This is a genomic window from Paenibacillus xylanilyticus (assembly GCF_009664365.1).
GTDB classification, from domain to species: Bacteria; Bacillota; Bacilli; order Paenibacillales; family Paenibacillaceae; genus Paenibacillus; species Paenibacillus xylanilyticus_A.
This window is the reverse complement of record NZ_CP044310.1, coordinates 6,313,433-6,333,501: the sequence shown is the minus strand read 5'-3', so window position 1 is coordinate 6,333,501 and position 20,069 is coordinate 6,313,433. Positions and strand designations below refer to the sequence as shown.

General features: G+C 46.7%; 16 protein-coding genes. 11 read left to right on the top strand and 5 right to left on the bottom strand.

Features of this window, described 5'->3' with window-relative positions; genetic code table 11:
• Nucleotides 1–75: 75 nt before the first annotated feature.
• From F4V51_RS28225 to F4V51_RS28200, 6 genes are all read left to right on the top strand, one after another.
• Nucleotides 76–966, top strand: coding sequence for a diacylglycerol/lipid kinase family protein (locus F4V51_RS28225; protein WP_236146665.1), 891 nt, complete (start codon nt 76–78; stop codon nt 964–966).
• Between the two features lie 142 nt (nt 967–1,108).
• Nucleotides 1,109–2,026, top strand: coding sequence for an aldo/keto reductase (locus F4V51_RS28220; protein ID WP_153980434.1), 918 nt, complete (start codon nt 1,109–1,111; stop codon nt 2,024–2,026).
• A 274-nt stretch (nt 2,027–2,300) separates the two neighbouring features.
• Nucleotides 2,301–3,683 carry a helix-turn-helix domain-containing protein gene (locus tag F4V51_RS28215; RefSeq protein ID WP_153980433.1) on the top strand — a complete coding sequence of 461 codons (1,383 nt, stop codon included), beginning with the start codon at nt 2,301–2,303 and terminating at the stop codon, nt 3,681–3,683.
• A 338-nt stretch (nt 3,684–4,021) separates the two neighbouring features.
• A complete protein-coding gene (locus F4V51_RS28210; RefSeq protein ID WP_095290679.1) occupies nt 4,022–4,402 on the top strand; it encodes a GntR family transcriptional regulator in 381 nt (126 codons plus the stop codon).
• The gene (locus F4V51_RS28205; RefSeq protein ID WP_153980432.1) at nt 4,399–5,274 is read left to right on the top strand and encodes an ATP-binding cassette domain-containing protein; all 876 of its coding nucleotides are present in this window, start codon (nt 4,399–4,401) and stop codon (nt 5,272–5,274) included. The genes F4V51_RS28210 and F4V51_RS28205 overlap by 4 nt, the downstream gene beginning before the upstream one ends.
• The gene (locus F4V51_RS28200; protein WP_153980431.1) at nt 5,271–5,969 is read left to right on the top strand and encodes a hypothetical protein; all 699 of its coding nucleotides are present in this window, start codon (nt 5,271–5,273) and stop codon (nt 5,967–5,969) included. The genes F4V51_RS28205 and F4V51_RS28200 overlap by 4 nt, the downstream gene beginning before the upstream one ends.
• Before the next feature lie 119 nt (nt 5,970–6,088).
• Here F4V51_RS28200 and F4V51_RS28195 read toward each other — a convergent pair whose 3' ends face one another.
• From F4V51_RS28195 to F4V51_RS28185, 3 genes are all read right to left on the bottom strand, one after another.
• Entirely contained in the window at nt 6,089–6,865 is a 777-nt protein-coding gene (locus tag F4V51_RS28195; protein WP_153980430.1) for an isocitrate lyase/PEP mutase family protein, read from the bottom strand.
• Between the two features lie 57 nt (nt 6,866–6,922).
• Nucleotides 6,923–7,981: a bifunctional transcriptional activator/DNA repair enzyme AdaA gene (locus tag F4V51_RS28190; RefSeq protein WP_153980429.1), complete on the bottom strand. Its 1,059-nt coding sequence runs from the start codon at nt 7,979–7,981 to the stop codon at nt 6,923–6,925.
• 126 nt (nt 7,982–8,107) lie between these two features.
• Nucleotides 8,108–8,977, bottom strand: a complete 870-nt coding sequence (locus F4V51_RS28185; protein ID WP_153980428.1) for a DMT family transporter — start codon at nt 8,975–8,977, stop codon at nt 8,108–8,110.
• A gap of 199 nt (nt 8,978–9,176) precedes the next feature.
• On the opposite strand from F4V51_RS28185, the gene F4V51_RS28180 reads away from it, so the two are divergent.
• Entirely contained in the window at nt 9,177–9,767 is a 591-nt protein-coding gene (locus tag F4V51_RS28180; protein ID WP_153980427.1) for a hypothetical protein, read from the top strand.
• Between the two features lie 120 nt (nt 9,768–9,887).
• On the opposite strand, the gene F4V51_RS28175 is transcribed toward F4V51_RS28180, so the two are convergent.
• Nucleotides 9,888–10,805, bottom strand: a complete 918-nt coding sequence (locus F4V51_RS28175) for a phosphatidate cytidylyltransferase (RefSeq protein ID WP_095290686.1) — start codon at nt 10,803–10,805, stop codon at nt 9,888–9,890.
• Between the two features lie 98 nt (nt 10,806–10,903).
• Here F4V51_RS28175 and F4V51_RS28170 point away from each other — a divergent pair, with 98 nt between their 5' ends.
• From F4V51_RS28170 to F4V51_RS28160, 3 genes are all read left to right on the top strand, one after another.
• Entirely contained in the window at nt 10,904–11,446 is a 543-nt protein-coding gene (locus F4V51_RS28170; RefSeq protein WP_153980426.1) for a hypothetical protein, read from the top strand.
• A 226-nt stretch (nt 11,447–11,672) separates the two neighbouring features.
• Complete coding sequence (locus F4V51_RS28165) at nt 11,673–12,998, top strand: GntP family permease (RefSeq protein ID WP_323131794.1); 1,326 nt, start codon at nt 11,673–11,675, stop codon at nt 12,996–12,998.
• 22 nt (nt 12,999–13,020) lie between these two features.
• Nucleotides 13,021–14,163, top strand: a complete 1,143-nt coding sequence (locus F4V51_RS28160; protein WP_153980424.1) for a glycerate kinase — start codon at nt 13,021–13,023, stop codon at nt 14,161–14,163.
• A 113-nt stretch (nt 14,164–14,276) separates the two neighbouring features.
• Here the strand turns inward: F4V51_RS28160 and F4V51_RS28155 are convergent, their stop codons facing one another.
• Nucleotides 14,277–15,323 (bottom strand): CdaR family transcriptional regulator, encoded by a 1,047-nt coding sequence (locus F4V51_RS28155; protein WP_153980423.1) that lies wholly within the window; start codon nt 15,321–15,323, stop codon nt 14,277–14,279.
• A 461-nt stretch (nt 15,324–15,784) separates the two neighbouring features.
• Here F4V51_RS28155 and F4V51_RS28150 point away from each other — a divergent pair, with 461 nt between their 5' ends.
• Nucleotides 15,785–19,786 (top strand): DUF4073 domain-containing protein, encoded by a 4,002-nt coding sequence (locus F4V51_RS28150; RefSeq protein ID WP_153980422.1) that lies wholly within the window; start codon nt 15,785–15,787, stop codon nt 19,784–19,786.
• Nucleotides 19,787–20,069 lie beyond the last annotated feature (283 nt).

The following is a 20,069-nucleotide window of genomic DNA, read 5'->3' as shown; positions in this document are numbered from 1 at the left end:
GCGAGCCTTATTCATTCTCCCCCGAGAAAGGGTATAGAAGAAGTAAATATGTGCAGGTGGAGGGGAGAGGCGTTTATGCGTCAAGCCATGATCATTAGCAATCCGTCATCGGGAAAAGAAGAGGCGCAGCAGTACGTGTCCCAGGTTCAGGCGATTTTGGAATCGCAGCAATATCAAGTGATGATTAATGAGACAGCCGGGGTGGGTGATGCAACCAGTTACTGTCTGGACGCCTGCCAAGGCGGCTGTGATCTGGTCATATCCATTGGGGGAGACGGCACACTGCATGAGACCATTAATGGCATGATGGATCAGAAGCATCGTCCCAGGCTGGGGATTGTGCCACTCGGTACAGTGAATGATTTTGCTCGTGCGCTCCATCTCTCTCTCGATCCGGATGAAGCCATTAAGCAGCTTGGTTCAGATCAGGTACGCAGGGTGGATCTGGGGAAAATTAATGATCGTCTCTTCGCCAATGTGGTGGCAGCTGGTTCTTTGGCTGAGGCGTTATCTTCTGTCTCATCGGAAGACAAGTCGAAGCTGGGCTCCCTGGCTTATTTGAGGGAAGGATTGAAGGACCTTGTGTCCTCGCAAGCCAATCCTTTGAAGATTGAATACGATGGGATGACGTGGGAGGGTGAATCCCCGTTGTTTCTTGCTGCGCTAACCAATTCGGTTGGCGGATTTGAGAAGCTGTCTCCGGATGCAGTAGTGGACGATGGACTGATTCATTGTTTTGTAATTCGCAATATCAGTGTGTTCAACAGCCTGACACTGGGAACCTCCTTGTTGTTTGGGCATCTGAAGGACCATAAGGATGTGGATTATTTTACGGCCAAAGAGGTCCGGGTAAGCTGCACTGAATCGGTTCGCACCAATGTGGACGGAGAGGAAGGGCCTGCACTGCCCATCCAGATCAGCGTTCTGCCCCAACATATTGAAGTAATCGTGCCTCAAGAAACGTAAGCCTGTCGAGAGTTGAAGTAAAAACAACCATTTTTCCATATAAGATATCTAAAAATCCATTGAAACCGATTGCAGATCTGTGTCACAATCATAGCTGGAAGACAAGTATATACAATCTATCCGAATATGGAGGGAAATCACCTTGAGAACAATAAAACTTGGCAGCAGCTCACTTGAAGTACCAGTTGTGGCCGTAGGCTGCATGCGCATCAATTCACTCAGCAACAAAGAGGCAGAACAATTTGTTCATTCCGCCATGGAAGTCGGTGCGAACTTCTTCGACCATGCTGATATTTATGGAAACGGGGCATGTGAAGAGATTTTTGCAGAGGCGGTACAGATGAATCCCCAGGTTCGTGAAAATATGATTTTGCAATCCAAATGCGGTATCCGCAAGGGCATGTTTGATTTCTCCAAAGAGCATATCCTGAATTCAGTGGATGGCATTCTGCAGCGTCTGAAAACCGAGTATCTTGATGTCTTGCTGCTGCACCGTCCGGATGCTCTCGTGGAGCCTGAAGAAGTGGCAGAGGCATTTGATCTGCTCGAGCGCGAAGGCAAAGTGCGTCATTTCGGCGTATCCAACCAGAACCCGAACCAGATTGAACTGTTGAAAAAGTACGTGAAGCAGCCGCTGGTAGCCAACCAGCTTCAGCTGAGTATTACCAACACAACAATGATCTCCAGCGGGATCAACGTGAACATGGAGAACGATGCAGCCGTGAACCGTGATGGCAGTATTTTGGATTATTGCCGTTTGCACGATATCACGATCCAGCCTTGGTCTCCGTTCCAGTATGGCTTCTTCGAGGGCGTATTCCTGGGCAGCGACAAGTTCCCGGAACTGAACGCCAAGATCGATGAGATTGCAGCCAAATATGATGTGAGCAACACCACCATCGCCATTGCCTGGTTGCTGCGTCACCCAGCTCAAATGCAGCCTGTAACGGGCACAACGAATATTGAACGCCTGAAGGACTGTGTGAAAGCCGGAGATGTTCATCTTACACGCCAGGAGTGGTACGAAATCTATCGTGCTGCCGGCAACATCCTGCCTTAAGTCTGATTCACAAACAGAGTCGTAGAGACTACTCTCTTATACGAAAACGCGAGCATTTATTCGGCTCGTGTTTTTTGTTTTTTCCTTGATTTGATGCGAGTTCATTCCCGGTATAAAATAGGGGAACGGGGTTTATTTTATCAAAAGGATTAAATTGTAATTAATACAAATTAGTTGAAATTATTATGTTGACCCTTTCTTTTGGATTACATATAATTACTTTTGCAAACCGTTAATCCTGTATATGGCTTTAATTTGGGAGGGTGGTGTTCGTTTGGAGCCGACAACCACGATTCGCGATCATTTAGAGAATTATCTGAAGCGCGAGCAGATGTCCATCAGTTCTTTTTCGGAAGCATCGGGTATTAATTCGGGTACGCTGAGCAATATTTTGAACAAAAACCGCCCGATTGCGATGCAGCAGTTGGACCGAATCACTTCAGCCATGAAGCTTGAAGAAGGCCATTTCTATGAATTGTATATAGATGAGTGTTTCGTTCATGCTACCCCCGATTGGCGAAGACTGGGCCCCTTCCTTCACCGTTGTGCGGAGTTAGACAAGCTAAATTGTATTGAAGAGGTTATCCAATTGATGATGGATAACCTATCGTATATTCCCCTTTTATTTGATCTGGCTGAGGAATTCTACCACGAAGGCAGATTTAAACCAGCCATTCTCTTATATGAAACGATTGCTGAGAGTGAGAAAATGCAGCATTCGGAGCGTCTTGCTCTATGTCAGTATCGGCTGTTCAAGTTGGGTCTGACCAATGACCAGCAGAGAAACCTGATCATCGCAGCCAAGTTCGAGTATTATGTCGATCGCCTGGATGAACGATATCAGTTGGACGCTCTTAATGAACTGATCAATGCTTTTGGAGCACTACACCGATGGAGCAAAGTGCAGGAGCTGTCCGAGAAGCTAAAAGTGAAGGCAACCATTCATTATGAATTGAATGGCAGAAGAAAACAGGAAGAAACCAAAAAGCCTATTGTTTTCTATGTCCTTTATTCCGATTTGGCTGCTGGAAGTGCATGTTATCATCTCAAAGATTACGATAGTGCTTTAAAATATGTCTCATTATATGCAGATAACAGCTGGGTTAAAGACCCCGATCAGGATGAGATTGTGGTTATTCATCAGTTCCAGGAATGGGCTGTAGCAAATCGTTATATCTATCAATTGATGGCGGGGCAGTTCGAGATACTGCCTTCCTATTTAGAATATATATCTACCAAGGAAAATGAAATTTTTCCTGCGCTTTGCGATATAGTCACCGCCGCTAATCGTTATGGTGAAAATATCGATTATGTTCTTGAACAGTATCAATCCTATTTTACGTATCAGGAACAGAGTAATCGAATTGGAAAGGTTAGCAAGCAGGTTACAGATGATCGTTATTTACGTCTTTTAGCTGATCTTGGAGCGTATTATCTAAAGAAAGATGAATATCATAAAGGCTTGGGATTCGTGCTTGATAGCTTAAGATTTTCTATTGTAATTAGCAGCGGCAGGGGTATGCTAAGGGGTATCGGATTGTTTGAACAGTATAGGGATTATGCGACCGATACAGCCAAGCAGCAGTACAAAATGATTATTAGTGAGGTGCAGAAACTCAATGAAGAGAAAGTTGGCTTTGCTGATAGCTACATGTAGCATTGTGGTAAGCATACTAACTCCTGCAAGTGAGCCTGACTTAAGTACGGATGCTCCAAACCCCGAAATTATGAGAACCGCTGATCATGGTTTCGGCTCTTAATCCCATTAGGAAATTGGAACGCTTCTGAATTTTCATTCAGAGGCGTTTTTTTTGTTTGCCTTTGCCATGACAAAGGAGGGGTGGCTCCATCTTAAACGGATGAACTCACTCCATCCTGCAGGTTCAAAAAAATGAAATACGGGATAGTCGGCTATTTACTTTTGAATATCTGTGTACTATAGTTAGTTACATGAGTAACTAACCAATTAACCTAAATAACGAAAGTTGGATTGGCATGAAATCGACTTTGGATGAATCACAGCCCATATTTCATCAGATTGCCATGATGATTATGGATGATATTGTGGAAGGCAGATTACAGGCGGAAGAGCAGGTTCCATCGACGAATGAGCTCTCGCGGTTCTACAATATCAATCCGGCAACAGCGCGCAAAGGGCTGCAGGAGCTTGTGGACAGAGGAATCATTTATAAACAGCGAGGTGTTGGGATGTTTGTCGCCAAAGGAGCAAGAGATGCACTGCTGGTTGAGCGAAAGCAGCATTTTTACGAAGAATACATTATGCCACTGCTCGAGGAAGCCAGACGGATTCATATGAATGAAGACATGATTATCGATCTGATTAAAGGCAAGAGAGACAAGGAGAGTGAGTCATGATTCGTGTAGATCAGGTAAGCTACGGTTACCATCAGACACCTGTTTTGGACCATGTCACATTGCATGAAAGTGAGCCGGTCATTAGTGCGATCTGGGGGAGAAACGGAGCCGGGAAGACAACGCTTATGAGTTTGCTTGCTGGACATAATCGTCCGGATCAGGGCAGCATTCAAGTCATGGGGGAGAACCCCTATAATAATCTGGCTGCCCAGAAGCATCTCTGCTACGTTCAGGAGAATCACCCGCTGGGCAGGAATTGGACAATAAGTGACCTGGTACGATTCGGTCAGTATTTTCATCCGGAGTGGAATCAGGAATTGGCAGAGTCGTTAATTGATCGGTTTGAATTACCATCTAAAAGGAAGATCGTCAAATTTTCCAAAGGGATGAAAACAGCTGCCCAGATGGTTCTTGGCCTCGCAAGCCAAGCGAGTGTTACCATTCTGGATGAGCCGACTAACGGGTTGGATGCAGAGAAACGCAAATTTTTCTATAATGCCTTGCTTGAAAGTTATGAAGAGCATCCCCGTTTGATTTTGATTTCTACCCATCATATTGAAGAGATTCAGCCGTTATGTGAGTCAATCATCGTCCTTCATCAAGGTGGCGTCCTGTGTCATGAACAGATGGAAGAGATGCGCGAAAAAGGAGTTCTGCTAACAGGGTTAATTCGAGATGTAGATCAGGTTACCCAAGGAGAATCCATCATGGAGTCTATACAGCTCGGATCAACAAAAAAGGTGATGATTAACGCCTCTTACTCCAAGGAATGGAGGGATAAAGCGCAGGCGCATGGCCTTTCCATAGAAAAAGCGACACTGCAGGACTATTTGGTTAACCTGACGCGGAAACAGGAGGTGCTTAAGGGATGAATGCAGTTAAAGGTACAAATCGACTGATTCTGGATGATATGCGTTGGTATCTAATGCTCTTCTCACTCATTACACTTATGCTTACGGCAGTATATCTGGCAGTGGGCTTCATATTTGATGTTGCTTTTACCACGCAGCTGTTCGGACCCATGTATGGGGGGATCTGTGCATTTGCCGTGGCAGGTCTCATTACGCTGTACCCCGTTGCAATTGGACTGGGGAGCACCCGGATTCAGTTTCTGAAATCCTTCTACCTCATCTCTGCATGGATGGTGGTTGGTACCATTACCATTCTGAATGTGATCTATCTCATCATGCATCTGCTTCATGAAGCGGGATGGCTAGGTGTAACCTTTTATCAGTTGGGTAGGCTGCACTCAAGTCATTATCAATTCTTGTCCTATCTCTGGATTGACTTGATGGTTGGATTTCTTGTCCTCGGGTTATCTATCTTTTTGACGGTTTGCTGGATACGGTTGGGGATGCGCAATTTCCTGATCCTGTTCTTCGGCTTGGGCCTGATTCTTACACTGGCTTTCGTTTTATCTGACCTGAGTGTTCTCGTAAAATGGTTCACGAGTATCAACATCCTGGTGTTTGCCACGGTCTTGGGGGCTTTGAGCTGGGGGTTGATTCTATGCACCTATCCCATGATGAAGAATGCGCCGCTTACAATGAAGGGCAGAAAAGAGTAGTGGTTACCGGTATACGTTAGAAGGCTGTGTGGAACTATGGGATCAAAGCGTAAACAAACACGAGTGCATGACTGCCTCGTGTTTTTCTGTTTAAATACCACTCCTGTACCTGAATCTTCTTAGCTTGTTTCAAGTAAAATGCTTCGTCCGAGTTCCTTCAAGTGTTCCATGGCACTCTGATAAGGATAAGGTCCATAGCTTACCCGGGCTACCCCAAGCCTCGCGAGCTGCGCTGGTGTGGGCTCATTAGATGTCACCATCACGTTTACTGGAATCGGGGAGCGTTCACATAATTCCTGAATAAGTTGTGGGTTCTGCAGGCCTGGAACGAATAGGCCGCTGGCTCCTGCCTCAGCATAAGCGCGGGATCGTACCAAGGCTTCTTCCAAGTGGGATGAGGTATGCTGCGCTGGGGCCGTTTGCAAAAATATATCCGTCCGAGCGTTAATGAATAGGGGAATGTCCATCTGTTCAGCCGCTTCCCGAGCGGCTCTCAAGCGCAGGACGAACTCCTCGATGGCATAGAGACCTGTTCCACCAGGAAGTTGATCTTCGATGTTAATGCCGACAGCGCCATGTTCAATGACCCGGAGGACATTTTCCTTCACTTCTGACGCATACCTGCCATGCCCTCCCTCCATATCGATGGTAACAGGCAGTTTAGTGCTGGATGTGATGCGAGCCAGATTGGAAAGTACCCATTCAAACGGCATGATCTCTCCGTCCTGCTCACCATGAGCCGCAGCAACAGACCAGCTTCCGGTGGCTATGGCTGCGGCTCCAATCGATTCAATGACTTTTGTACTTCCGGCATCCCACACATTGATTAGCACGAGTGGATTACCTTTGATGTGCAGCTGGTGAAATAGCTGTGTTTGTTCTTTCAGGGTCTGCATAGGATGATTCTCCTCCGTTATATCGTTATTAATGATTACTTTTTCACTGATGATGTCTCAACGAATTTGTTCATAAGCAGTCTTCTCATGGGTTAACAGCCAGTTCTTGCGAGTGAGGCCACCGCCGTACCCACCCAGATCACCACTTGCATTAATGACCCTGTGGCACGGGATTACAATGGCCAGTTGATTCGCCCCATTGGCCTGTGCGACTGCACGGCATGCGGACGGTTTACCCAGTGCAACAGCGATGTCCTGATATGACCTTGTCTCGCCTGGCGGAATCGCCATAAGCTGCTCCCAGACGCTCTTTTGAAATGGTGTTCCTAAACAGAACAACGGGGTGTCGAATGCCCTTAAAGTCCCGTCAAAATACGCTGTCAGTTCCCTCTCTATGGAGCGAATGGGTTCAGTTACACCCGGTACGATGGCCGACTTGGTTCGTTTCCGAAGACGCTCCACTTCCCGCTCCAGACCTCTGCGATCCACAAATTCAAGCAGATACAGGGCTGTATCATCTGCCACGGCCATCATGGGTCCAAGACGTGTATCGATCCAGGAGGCCTTTAGCACTCGCCCGTCATCCACATGAGTAGGAGCGGCACCCATAATTCGGGAGAAAGCATCCCGGAAGCCGCTGCTGGATTCGTAACCTGTCGATAGCTGGGCATCGATAATGGTGCGGCCTGAGCGGATATTCTTCAAAGCCAGTCCCATGCGACGTGCGCGAGCATACTCCACAAAGGTCATGCCGAACCGCTTTTTGAACTGGCGGCGTGCCGTGGACTCATCGATGGACAGATCCTTGAAATCCTGACCTTTCCAGCGCTTTTCCGGATTGTTCTCCACGGCCTCGACCAGTATTCGGACTACATCGGATACCTGGTTGGGATGGGATAATGGACGGCAACGCTGACAGGGGCGAAATGAAGCGAGCAGTGCCTGCTGTGCAGTCTCGTAAAACTCACAGTTTTCATATTTGGGTTTCCGTGCAGGGCAGGTAGGGCGGCAGAATACCCCCGTCGTTTTGACACCAACATAGAATAAACCTTCGTATTCCGAATCTTTGGCAACCAGCGCCTGATAATATTGTTCTTTCAGTTCAGTAGAGATCATTACACGCACGTCCTTACGATTTTTGTTCCAGCCAGCAAGATGCTGTTTTTACGGAAGTTACATCTGTCTTTGTTATTATAAAAAAACGATGCGCAGGGCATCGCCGAAAATCAGGCATGAATATTTTTATTTTGGTGCAATGTCTTTCTTTCCTCCAGTCCAGTTTACCAAAAAGATCCCCAGGAATATAAATAACCCGCCAATATAAACGTAGCTCCGGATGACCTCCCCAAGAAGCAGCCAGCCAGATAGTATGCCGAAGAACGGAGCTAGAAAAAGAAAGGCGCTTGTTTTGCCAGGATCGCCTTTGCTCAGCAGGTAGTACCATGCAGCAAACTGAACAATGGAGCCAAGCAGTGCCAGGTATAGAACAGCACGAATGGAAATGGCGTTAAGCTCCAGATGTGGTGTCTCCAGCGTTAAACTGAGCAGTAATAGGAGCAGGCCGCCGAATAACATCTGATAAGCGGTCAGCACCCAGGTGCTGAAGCGGGCCCCCCACTTTTTTACGAGTAAAGTAGCAATGGCCCACGACACCGCGGAGCCTATGCCCAGCCACGTTCCTTCTGATAACTGCAAGTGAAATCCCAACGTAACAAACACTCCTGCAATACCAATAACGACACCTATCCACTGATAAAACCGGTATTTCAGATGGAGAAACAGACCTCCCAATATAACGACCAGCAACGGATTGGTAAACGTAAGAATGGAGGTCTCTCCAGAAGGAATGGTACGCATGCTAAGAAAGATGCAGGCCATAACCCCAGTTGTCTGGAACATACCAATAACGAATAATCGGGTCCAGTCCAGTAAGGTGGAAGGAAGATTTTTGTTCCATACCCATAGTGCCATGAGTCCTCCAGCCAGTGTAAAGCGGGTACCTACGAGAAGAAGTGGAGAGATATAAGCGAGCCCGATTTTGCCAACAGCAAAAGAAGAACCCATAAGCGAAGTGGCAATGATGACAAGTATGATGTAAACCAAGCGATTCAATATGTTCCCCCCTAAATTCGGTAATGCCTTCGTCTAACCAAGGTAACACGTCAATAGTTCAGAACTCATCGAAGTGTCGCTGTAATGATCAAATTCGGTGGGTTTACATATTATGGAGCTTCATGAGGGACGATATGGTGTAGTGATTAATAAGGCATGTGTCGTTTACATGGATTAGACCAAGATGGAAGGAGTTCCAATGATGAAAAAAAACACGAATACATTTGCTCTTTGGGCATCGGTGCTTTGCATTCTGCTGCTGATCAGCGCATGTGGCGCGAAAAATAACAATGAATCGGTTCAGGAACACGCTTATCCGCAATCCAAGCAGCCTATCGAGGAAGCGGGAAAAGGCTCCATTCCGAACTCGGATGCCAAACAGGGTAATGAGGACCCGGCAAATACGGCGGATGGCGATGAAGGGAAGCTGTCTGCTCAATCCGATTCATCAGCCAATGACGAACAGATCACCATTCAAATTGACCAATCGGATAAGCCGACAGAGGATAACAAAAGCTTTGACTTCTCCGTGAGCCAGGTGCCAGAGGGCTACACCCTCTCTGAGCTGCGGTGGACATCCAACCAGATTACCATCATTAACTCGCCTGCAGAGGCCATTCAGCATGGTGGTGACGGTAAAGAAGGCTTCTATATTAGCGGGAACGGACAGTTCTCCGGCTTTAAGTACTCGGATGAAATGAAGGGTGAACGGGGCAAAATCACACTTGTCTACAAGAATGAAGCGGGTAAGGAAATCCTGGCCGAGCAGGAAGTTCAGTTGAAAAAATAACGTATAAGCAGCCGATATTGAACTGCACCCTAATTGTTGGATAGCATCTAACAATTGGAGGTGCAGTTTTTTGTGTGCCATTATATCCAAAAATGTATCTTGCGTTAAGCGTTGTCTGCTCTACATGAAATCGAAGAAATAACGAACGACATGAAACATGACCGGAGACGTATAGGTCAGGCTGTCGACCCGGCTGAGATAGCTTTTTTTGAGTGCATCGAATTTGTTGTCGTCCCCGATTAACAGGTCACGCTTGAGTACAGACACCGTCAGACTGCCGAAGAAGCCGGCAAGGCTGATCAATACACCGATAAAGATTCCGAATTGCCAATCGAACGGAGTCAGATAAGGGTGAATGAAATAGGAGGCTGCCGTTGTGATCACGAATGCACAGGCGAATCCTTCCCATGTCAAAAATGGATTGGCTGTGGGGACCACTTTCCGTTTGCCCAGATATAGAGAGACCAGATAGTGGACCACATCGTTAAGCTGTGTTAACACCACCAGGAAGAGGACCAGCTTCGACCCATACTCCGGCGTTGCGAACGGAAAGTAGGCCAGATGGCTGAGTCCGAATACCATCAGCATCAATCCCCACTGCGTAGAACTTACACTTCGCAGGAAGCCGACTGTTCCCTTATTAATCAAGCGGGGAAGCGGCAGCACGAGGAAGACATACAGCGGAATAAAGACGATAAACATCCCATACCATCCAATATAGATCCAATAGAACTGTACCGGTATAGCGAGATAAGCCCATAGGAACAGCCGGCGGTCAGCCTTTCGGGTGCTGCGGATCATGGAGAAATACTCTTTGAGCGCGAAGAACGCGAGTACCATTAACGAGATAAGGGAAACAATCGGATTGAAGAGCGTAGCGAGACAGAAAATGACGAGCATGCCCCACCAGGTCTTGATTTTGTTGCCGATGCCCGAATAATCCTTATCCGGCTGAAGCTTGGCAATGATTTTGTACACGATATGTATGACGAGTAATGCTGCAAAAATGAGCGTTAATGTGAAGAGCGAGCTGCTCACGAACCAATCACCTGCTTATTCCAGAAGTAAGATCCCATAATTGGGTACCTATGTTATTATGAAGGAATAGTGCCAACTTGATAAGGGGAAATTTCGTTATGACAGCCGACCGTTCAATCTACATCCTGCTTACGAATACAGGGACACTGTTTACCAAGGTTATTCAGAGTTACACCAGAGCACCATACAATCATGCCTCGATCTCTTTCAACCGGGAATTATCCGAGCTGTACAGCTTCGGCCGCAAGCACCCGAACAATCCGCTGAATGGCGGTTTTGTGAAGGAGGATATTCAGACGGGTACATATAGCAAATATCCAAATACAACTTGTGTTATTTATGAGCTTCAGGTTACGGACCGCGAGGTGGAAAAAATGAAACGTGTGCTGCAGATCTTCATCCGCAGCCGTCAGAAGTACATGTATAATCTGCTGGGGGTCATCGGCATTACCCTGAAGGAGCCCGTGGAATTCAGCAACTCCTACTTTTGCTCCCAGTTCGTGGCGGAAATCCTTCAACGTTCAGGAATTAAGCTGTGGAATAAGCTGCCTGCCCTGGTGACCCCCGATGATTTTCGTCAAAGCGATCGCCTGAAGCTCGTGTACGAAGGAAGGTTAAGCGACTATAAGCCAGTTACCTAAATGCAAAACAGCCTGCTGCCTCGAATCATTGGACAGCAGGCTGTTCTTGTATATTATAGGGACGATCTCGCCGACTGATCAAAGTCTACTTCTTCAATAAACTCAATGACTTCGCCGGTTGGGGTATGAACCAAAGCTTTTTTACTTGTACCTGTTGTGCATATGCACAATGAATTTCGTCCTTTCATCAATATTGTTTTAATGCTCCAGCCTCTATAATGAAAGCGTGTTCAACAAGAGCAAGGGGGCAATCACAATGGAGGCTTTAACTATTAGTTGGATTGGCGCACTGGCAGGACTTGCTATTGCCATCATATTGATCTTAAGGAAGCTGAACCCGGTCTATTCGTTATTTCTGGGAGCAATTGTAGGCGCTTTAATTGGTGGAGCAAACCTGGAAGAGACCGTAAACATATTGGTGAATGGCACGCAAAGCGTCATGGGCACCGTGCTCCGCGTCCTTGCGGCAGGGGTTCTGGCAGGTGTCATGATGGAGTCTGGAGCGGCAGAGACCATAGCTCAGGCGATTGTGAGAAAATTTGGTGGAAGCAAAGCAATTCTGGCATTGGCACTGGCCACGATGATTATTACAGCCGTTGGGGTATTCATCCCCGTTGCCGTACTTATAGTGGCACCAATCGCACTGTCTGTGGGTAACAAAATGGGCATTTCCAAACTGGCCCTAATTCTTGCGCTATCTGGCGGTGGTAAAGCGGGGAACATTATCTCTCCGAATCCCAATACGATTGCAGCGGCACGTGGATTCGATCTGGATCTCAGCAATGTCATGCTGGCAGGTGTGATTCCGGCCATCTGCGGATTAATTGTGACCGTTATCGTCGCTTCGATGCTCAAAAATAAAGGCGTAATGGTTACTGGTCAGGAAGCGGAGCAGGGTGAAGTGGATACCTCACAGTACCCGCCGCTGAAAAAAGCAATTGTTGCACCTCTGGTAGCCATCATTTTGTTAATGATTAACCCGATTGGTTCAATAACAGGGGTAGAAGTACTATCCACGTTCAAAGTGGATGCGATGTATATTCTGCCGCTTGCCGGCATCATCGGCATGCTGGCGATGGGACAAGGTAGAAACATTGTGAAGTATACAACTTCCGGATTAAATAAAATGACAGCAACCGTGCTTATTCTGATCGGCGCAGGTGGGATAGCGGGTCTGATCTCTGCATCCGACCTGTCAGGTCAGGTGGTTAGTTTAATTGAAGCATCCGGCATCTCAGGCACCTTCCTGGCGTCGATTGCGGGTATTCTGATGGCAGCAGCTACTGCCTCTACATCAACCGGTGTCATTCTGGCAACGGGCTCGTTCGGTGACGCAATTCTGAACATGGGGACGGCTCCGCTCGCAGCAGCGGTTATGGTGCACACCGGGGCAACCGTCATTGATTCTCTACCTCAGGGGAATTACTTCCACGTTTCGGCAGACAGCATGAAAATGACGATCCGGCAGCGGATGGGAGTCATTCCTTATGAAGCTATTGTGGGTGGGACGATGGCGATTGTAGCCACATTACTATACGGATTTATCCTCTAATAATAAGGATGGGGTGAGAAGAATGGGAGAGAAGACATTTGTACTGGCACCGGATTCATTCAAGGAGAGCATGACGGCGAAGGAAGTCTGTATTGCGATGGAAAAAGGATTGCGTAAAATCTACCCGGACGCCAGTTACATCCATGTGCCCATGGCAGACGGCGGAGAGGGAACCGTGCAATCATTGGTGGATGCTTCGAATGGCATCATTCACCGGAAAGAGGTGAGCGGACCGCTTGGTCAACCGGTCATGGCGCAGTATGGCATTCTGGGCGACGGCGCAACGGCAGCCATTGAGATGGCATCAGCCAGCGGCATTCATCTGGTAACCCCGGACAGCCGGGACCCGCTCCGCACGACTACTTACGGAACAGGAGAACTGATTCGGGCATGTCTGGATCTTGGCATTCGCAAAATCATTATCGGGATTGGTGGCAGTGCCACCAACGATGGCGGTACAGGTATGGCTGAGGCGCTTGGGGCGAAGTTTCTGGATGCCCAAGGGCAGCCACTTGCTCGTGGCGGTGGGGATCTGAACAAGTTGGCCCATATCGATGTGTCGGGTCTGGACCCGCGTTTGCAGGAAGTGGAGCTCATTGTAGCCTGTGATGTGACCAATCCGTTATGCGGAGAGCATGGTGCTTCAAGGGTATTTGGACCGCAGAAGGGGGCTACACCGGAAATGGTGCAGCTGCTGGATGTCAATCTCTCTCATTATGCGGAGGTGGTGAAACAGCAGTTGGGCAAGGATATTCGGGATGTTCCAGGTGCCGGAGCAGCGGGTGGACTGGGTGCAGGATTGCTGATTTTTACCCAGGCTGTTCTGCGTAAAGGTATTGAGATTGTCATCGAATACACAGGTTTGCAGGGCAAGCTGGATGATGCAGATGTGGTGTTTACAGGTGAGGGCGGAATCGATTTTCAAACGAAATTCGGCAAAACCCCTTACGGTGTTGCACAGGCCGCCAAGGAAGCGGGCAAACCGGTGATCGCCATCGCAGGGTATGTTGGTGAAGGGATTGATACGCTGTACACGGAAGGTATTGATGCTGTATTCGGTATTGTACCGGGCGCAGCCGATCTGGATAAGCTGCTTCGTGAAGGGCCGGAGAATGTGGAGCGTACCATGGAGAACATTGCAAGAGTGCTGAAGTTGGGTTTATGATCTTGATGATTAATCGCTATGAAGTGATAAATTAAAGTATAACGGAGACGGGTTGCGGATCTGCCAGCGTGCAGATGCTGCATGCCCGTCTCTCTTTGTTATGTTGGCTGGTGTCACTGATGGAGTGAGAGCAGTCCATGGGTAAGCTCGATCAGTTCGAGCCAGTTGTGTGGGTCTCTGCCCGTAATGCTCTCTATGCGTTTGAGGCGATACTGCAGCGTATTGCGATGAATGTTCAGATCGGTTGCCGTCATGGTCATGCTGCCGTTATGGTGGATGAAGCTGCGCAAGGTTTCCAGCAGATCTGCGTGATCTTCCAACCTGCTAATGATGTTGGCTTGAGACGTCAGTCGAGCCTTGCTGAAGCTTACCAGAAAGTGCACATCATCATAATAGAGGAGAGGAGCAGCCGGCTGAAGTGCCAACAGAATATTCATGACGGATCTTGCCTGCTCATAACAAACGGCAACGTTGGGTTCTTTTCGGCTGACTGATATAAAGCAGTGAGGCTGTTCTTGACGCAATCGCTTAAGGAGTGAATCAAGATCCATCTCGCTTTGAATCATAATAATCTGTGCGTCACCTTCGTCTTCCATGGAGAACGAGGGGAACTGCAGCAATACTTTGCCTATACTTTCATTGAATTCAGGAGTAGTTCCACTGGCCTTGATGTAGAGGAGGGTCGTTGGCAGCTGCAGATCCAAGTTGTATTGCAAGGCTTCCTTCCTGATCTTCAAGGAATAGGAGCCGTAATGATTCAAGAGGCGTTCCAGAAAGGCCTTCTTGCGAGATGTTTCGTGAGCCAGACTCTCCAATTGGTTGCGTTGTTCAATGAGGAGCGCTACCGTTGTTCGCACAATGTTACAGAACGGGCGAACCTCATCCGGATGGCCAGAGATTCCGATGACACCCACATGCTGGTTGTTGATCGTAATCGGTTCATTGGTACCCATTTTCTCTAATTTCCCGTCCTGCCAGACCTCTACTCGGCTTCCGGTTGTCAGTGCCCGAACAGCACCCTGATGAACGGTTCCAACCCGCTCCTTCTGACCGCTTCCAATAATAATGCCCTGTTCATTCATGATGTTGATGTTATACGGGATGTCCTGCATCATGTTATCGACGATTTCCTGTGCCTGTTTCTCGGTGAGCTGCAGCAACGCTATTTCCCCCTTTCTACTTATTTTACTTAATACAGGTCAATCGTTATTTGGGAATGTTGGCATATCGATCTACGTTGTTCATATGAACGAAATTATAAAGGATTGATAAGGCTTACACAAATGACATATTCAACTCGATTGCGCGAGTGATAATATGTTCCTCTCCCAGTTCCCGCTCTGATTCGTTAAGGTTCCTTAGACTACAATTTTGTTGATGTTCACTCCACCTTGATTTGATAGGCTCGACATAGAGGGGAGTAGGTCTTCGAGATTATATGTAAATAAAAAAATGATGAATAATGACGAAAAATCTAGAGATTCTGCCTATTTTTTCACCTTCAAGCAGGATCTTTTTCCATATTTTAGATTGATTGTTCAGAATCCGTTCAGAGTTGTGCAATACAATAGACCTAAATTGCGGACCATTTGAATGGAATAGAAGGGGAGGACATAGGTTTATGTTTTACAGGAAGCTAGTAAGTTGTTTATTAGTTGCAGTTCTGTTGTTGCAGGTTGTTAGCGTAGGTGGGGTAGCGAATGCAGCATCTACACCATTGGAGCAATTAAATGGAATCAGAAATTCTGTTCAGGATATTGAACAAACTATTTCACAAGTTCAAAGTCTCATAGAGAACAGCAGCTTAATTGATATTATCGATAAAACAACGCTCTATGACGGGCTGGATGGAGAACAGAAGAAAGAACTGGCAAGAGGAATGACTCTTTTGCTTCCACTTGGAACAGATTATGAAAGTCAGGGTCAAGTGGATTACATGTTTTATCTCTTAAGCGACATAGTAGTGCTGCCCAGAGTTACGAATTCAAGTGCTGTAGAGGGTCTTCTGAATGAGCTATATAACTATTATAGTCAGGCTGGAAATTTCCTACCTTCTGAACAAGCACAACCAATGGGTGAGGCGAGTGCTGCCTACAGCATGCTTAGAGGTGCTGATAAGGAAATATTCACAAATATTGTGATGTTTGGACCTGCTTTAGGTCAACACCAAACACCCATTAATTATAAGGGTCAGATTGAATTACTGAACGTGCTGATGTCGGATTATCTTCCAATTAACAGACCCATCACTGGATCAGACATGGATGCTGCACTGAATAGTCTTTATGCACACTATCAAATGACTACAATGTTCGGCATGAGTCCAAATGCTACGGTACAGCCTTTTCCAATCAACATGGAGAAGATGTCTACCATCCAGAATAATGAGCAGAGACGGGCGGAACTGGCAGATTGGATGATTTATAAGAGAACCGGTGTTGAAGGCTACAATACCACAGCAGAAGTACAAGCCGCCTTCGACGCATTCTTCGCAGTGGCTGCACCAGCAGTGACAGCGGATGATGAAGCAAATGCAATTGTAGGTGCGGACGGTACAATGGAATACAGCACGAATGCTGGCGTGGATTGGTTTGTATACAGTTCTGCTAATCAACCTCAATTTGAAGGTGCCCAAACGGTATGGGTACGTGTGAAAGCAACTGAAAGTACTCCAGTAGGTCCTTACGTGACATTGACCTTCACCGAGAATAGAGGAGCAGATCCACTTGAGGCACTGAACTTGGCAAAAAGTAATGGAGATTTAGCCGGTGTACTTTCTGCAGTTCAAGATCCTCAAGTTGGAGTAATTCTTCCTCAGGATTTTGACAACTGGACCAAGGATGAGAAAGAATCCATGGCTGAGTTTTTAACATTTATGAACGGCAGCAAAGGATATGTGAGTAAAGATCAAGTGCAATATGTGATTGACCTGGTTGTTTACCCTCGGGGAATTCTTCAGACACGTGATTTGCCGAGCGTGGAGCAGAGGATTACAACGTATTTTGACATGCTGAGAGGCCTGCCTGAAGTATTCAGTGGGAATATGGATTCCAGCATCCCGGAATACTATAGCATTGGGAAAAAGTATAACAAGCTGTCGGCAGTAGATAAGCAGATTTTGGCGTATAATATTAAATTTGATATTTTACGTAGTTCGCTACCCGTATATCAGTATAGTGAGCGGTTATCTGCTAGTCTATCGACGTATGGACCGATTAACAGTTTGACAACCCAAAACCAAATGTACAGTGCATTGGTGCGTCTTCGTTTATTACAGAAGGAGTCGGCAGAGTTTAATCAGAATTCGAGCACATCAGAATATTTGGAGAACTTCTCGCTTAACCTAAATAAAGTAGACGATATTACCTATTCAAAATACAAAGAACTCGCCCAGTGGATGATTGATAATCGTCCAGTACAGGGTTACGAAAGCTACCAAGCTATTCAACAAACGTTCAATGCTTTCTTTGGCCCATTATCACCGATGGAACAATTAAACGATGCAGTGGATGCAGAAAATGTAGGTGAGGTTCTAACTATTATCCGCAACAGCCCTGAGCTTGTAATACTCCCTGCGGGATTCAATGATCTTACTCTTGAAGAGCAGCTAGCTGTAGCTCAAGCTTTGATTGATTTGCTTCCGGATAAATATGATTATGAAAATGAAGGACAGGTAAGATATACCGTTGGGCTGGCATATGAAGCTGTGCTTGCTTATAAGGCAACGAGTCAGGCCGAGATGCAAAGTCATTTGGATAATTTCTATATGAAGCTTTCTCAAGTCGATGAATATATCTCGATTGAAGACTTCGAAGATTATGAAGAATTCCGTGAGCTTAGCAAAAAGTACGTAGAGGGGTCTGTTGTAGATCAGAAATTGATCGCTTATATGGCTCGCCTCATCTTCAAAGAAGAAGGTCTTTCAGTAGATAAGGCTCTTCTCGGCATGGTTATGATCTTGACCATTTCTCCATCTCTTAATGTAAACACAACAGACGAGATGAGCCAGACCTTGTTTACACTTCTGATGATTCAACAAGAGGTGGAAGAGTACAACAAACAATCGGATCATGAAAAGCTGGATGACTTCCCATTGAATTTCTCGAAATTAGCAGATGCATCGAGTGATGAGTCTAAGATCGAAAAACTCGCACAATGGATGCTGGACAAAAAACCAGCTAACGGTTATGGAAGCTATACCGAGGTTCAATCGGCATTTGACGAGTTTTTTGAACCCAAGACCCCGGTGGTCACTCCGCCAAGCAGTGGCGGAAGCGGTGGTGGATCTTCATCTACACCTGTAACATCAACGCCTGCAACCAACAAAGAGACACTTACGGTGGATGTGAATGGTACCAACGGGACCAACTTGGTGAAAACAACAATTACACGTACAACAGAAACAAATGGTAAGGTGAAGGACCTCGTAACAATGTCTGAAGCGACTGCCAAAGAATCTGTAGAAAAAGCAAAACAGCTTGGCATGGATACAGCACGCATCATCATTCCGGATGCCAAAGATTCCGTATCCGAGACTCGCGTAGAACTGCCAAAAGCAGCAGTAAAACAGCTGAATGATGGCGGACTTAAGCTGGAGATCTCGACAGAGAATGCAATCATTTCAATTCCTACGGTTTCGACCGCTGGTTTCAACCAAGACTTGTACTTCCGCATTGTGCCAATGAAGCAGGAATCCGAGCGCAAGCAAGTGGAAGAACGCGCGAAGCAAGAGCAATTGATTCAGCAAATTACGCCGGATGCAAATGTCAAAGTACTGGCTCGTCCAGTCGAAATCGAAACGAATATGCAGAGTCGTGAAGTAACACTGACATTGCCACTCCGTGATAGTCTGCCGACAGATGCAGCAGCACGTCAGAAGGCTTTGGACAACCTGGCCATCTACATTGAACACAGTGACGGTACCAAAGAATTGCTGCAAGGAAAGCTCGTTCAGCTGAACGATGGCAGTGAAGGCATCGAATTTACAGTAAGCAAATTCAGTACGTTCACACTGGTTGTGGTCGATGGACTGAAAGCGGCAGAAACAACTAATAAACCGTATATCAAAGGTTTTGGTGACAAGTTCCGTCCAGATGCATTCGTGACTCGTGCTCAAATGGCAGCGATGCTGGCGCGTAACCTGACGGATGAATCTAAATCTATTAATTCCGGTAATTTTGCCGACGTAGCAGCAACTCACTGGGCAAACAGCGAAATTGCACAAGCTCAATCCGCAGGGATCATGAATGGTATGAGCGCAACTCAATTTGTACCAGAAGGTTCGATTACACGCGCGCAGATGGCGACGATTGCTTACCGCTGGATGCAGCAGCAATCGGGCAGTGCAACTGCAGCAACGGAAGCTAGATCATCCTTTACGGATGTGTCCACAGATTCCTGGGCTGCAGAAGCGATCGCATATGTACAATCTGCTGGCCTGATGACTGGATACACCGATGGTACGTTCAAACCGGATAGCCAATTAACCCGGGCTGAAGCAGTAAAAGTATTAAATGTGTTGTTCAAGCGTACCCCAGCAACGGGTACAGGTTCACAATCGTTCTCGGACGTACCTGCGTCTCACTGGGCATATGCAGATATTCAAGCTGCAGCACAGCAATAATTTATCGGTAAAATAGTTGATAAATAAATAAGGCTACCCGAAAGGGTGGCCTTATTTGTATTTAAAAGAACAGATTGCAGTTTATTTTAGATGCGAATTTTACATATCTACCTGCAACAAACTGTCGAGACGTTTATTCCACGGTGTCTGTCCTTTTTCACGTATCACGCAATGGTTTCAAATCTCTGCAATCACTGAGAATACTGCTCCGTATGCAGAAGTTTCTGCATAACCGGTGAAGCCTCATCCGTTCCTGAGGAATGGTTATTGTTGTACTGTTATC

What these genes read in the sequence shown, in the direction of transcription:
- F4V51_RS28225 (WP_236146665.1), top strand. Translation starts at nt 76, where the DNA reads ATGCGTCAAGCCATGATCATTAGCAATCCGTCATCGGGAAAAGAAGAG.
- F4V51_RS28210 (WP_095290679.1), top strand. Translation starts at nt 4,022, where the DNA reads ATGAAATCGACTTTGGATGAATCACAGCCCATATTTCATCAGATTGCC.
- F4V51_RS28205 (WP_153980432.1), top strand. Translation starts at nt 4,399, where the DNA reads ATGATTCGTGTAGATCAGGTAAGCTACGGTTACCATCAGACACCTGTT.
- F4V51_RS28200 (WP_153980431.1), top strand. Translation starts at nt 5,271, where the DNA reads ATGAATGCAGTTAAAGGTACAAATCGACTGATTCTGGATGATATGCGT.
- F4V51_RS28195 (WP_153980430.1), bottom strand. Translation starts at nt 6,865, where the DNA reads ATGCAGACCCTGAAAGAACAAACACAGCTATTTCACCAGCTGCACATC.
- F4V51_RS28190 (WP_153980429.1), bottom strand. Translation starts at nt 7,981, where the DNA reads ATGATCTCTACTGAACTGAAAGAACAATATTATCAGGCGCTGGTTGCC.
- F4V51_RS28180 (WP_153980427.1), top strand. Translation starts at nt 9,177, where the DNA reads ATGATGAAAAAAAACACGAATACATTTGCTCTTTGGGCATCGGTGCTT.
- F4V51_RS28170 (WP_153980426.1), top strand. Translation starts at nt 10,904, where the DNA reads ATGACAGCCGACCGTTCAATCTACATCCTGCTTACGAATACAGGGACA.
- F4V51_RS28160 (WP_153980424.1), top strand. Translation starts at nt 13,021, where the DNA reads ATGGGAGAGAAGACATTTGTACTGGCACCGGATTCATTCAAGGAGAGC.
- F4V51_RS28150 (WP_153980422.1), top strand. Translation starts at nt 15,785, where the DNA reads ATGTTTTACAGGAAGCTAGTAAGTTGTTTATTAGTTGCAGTTCTGTTG.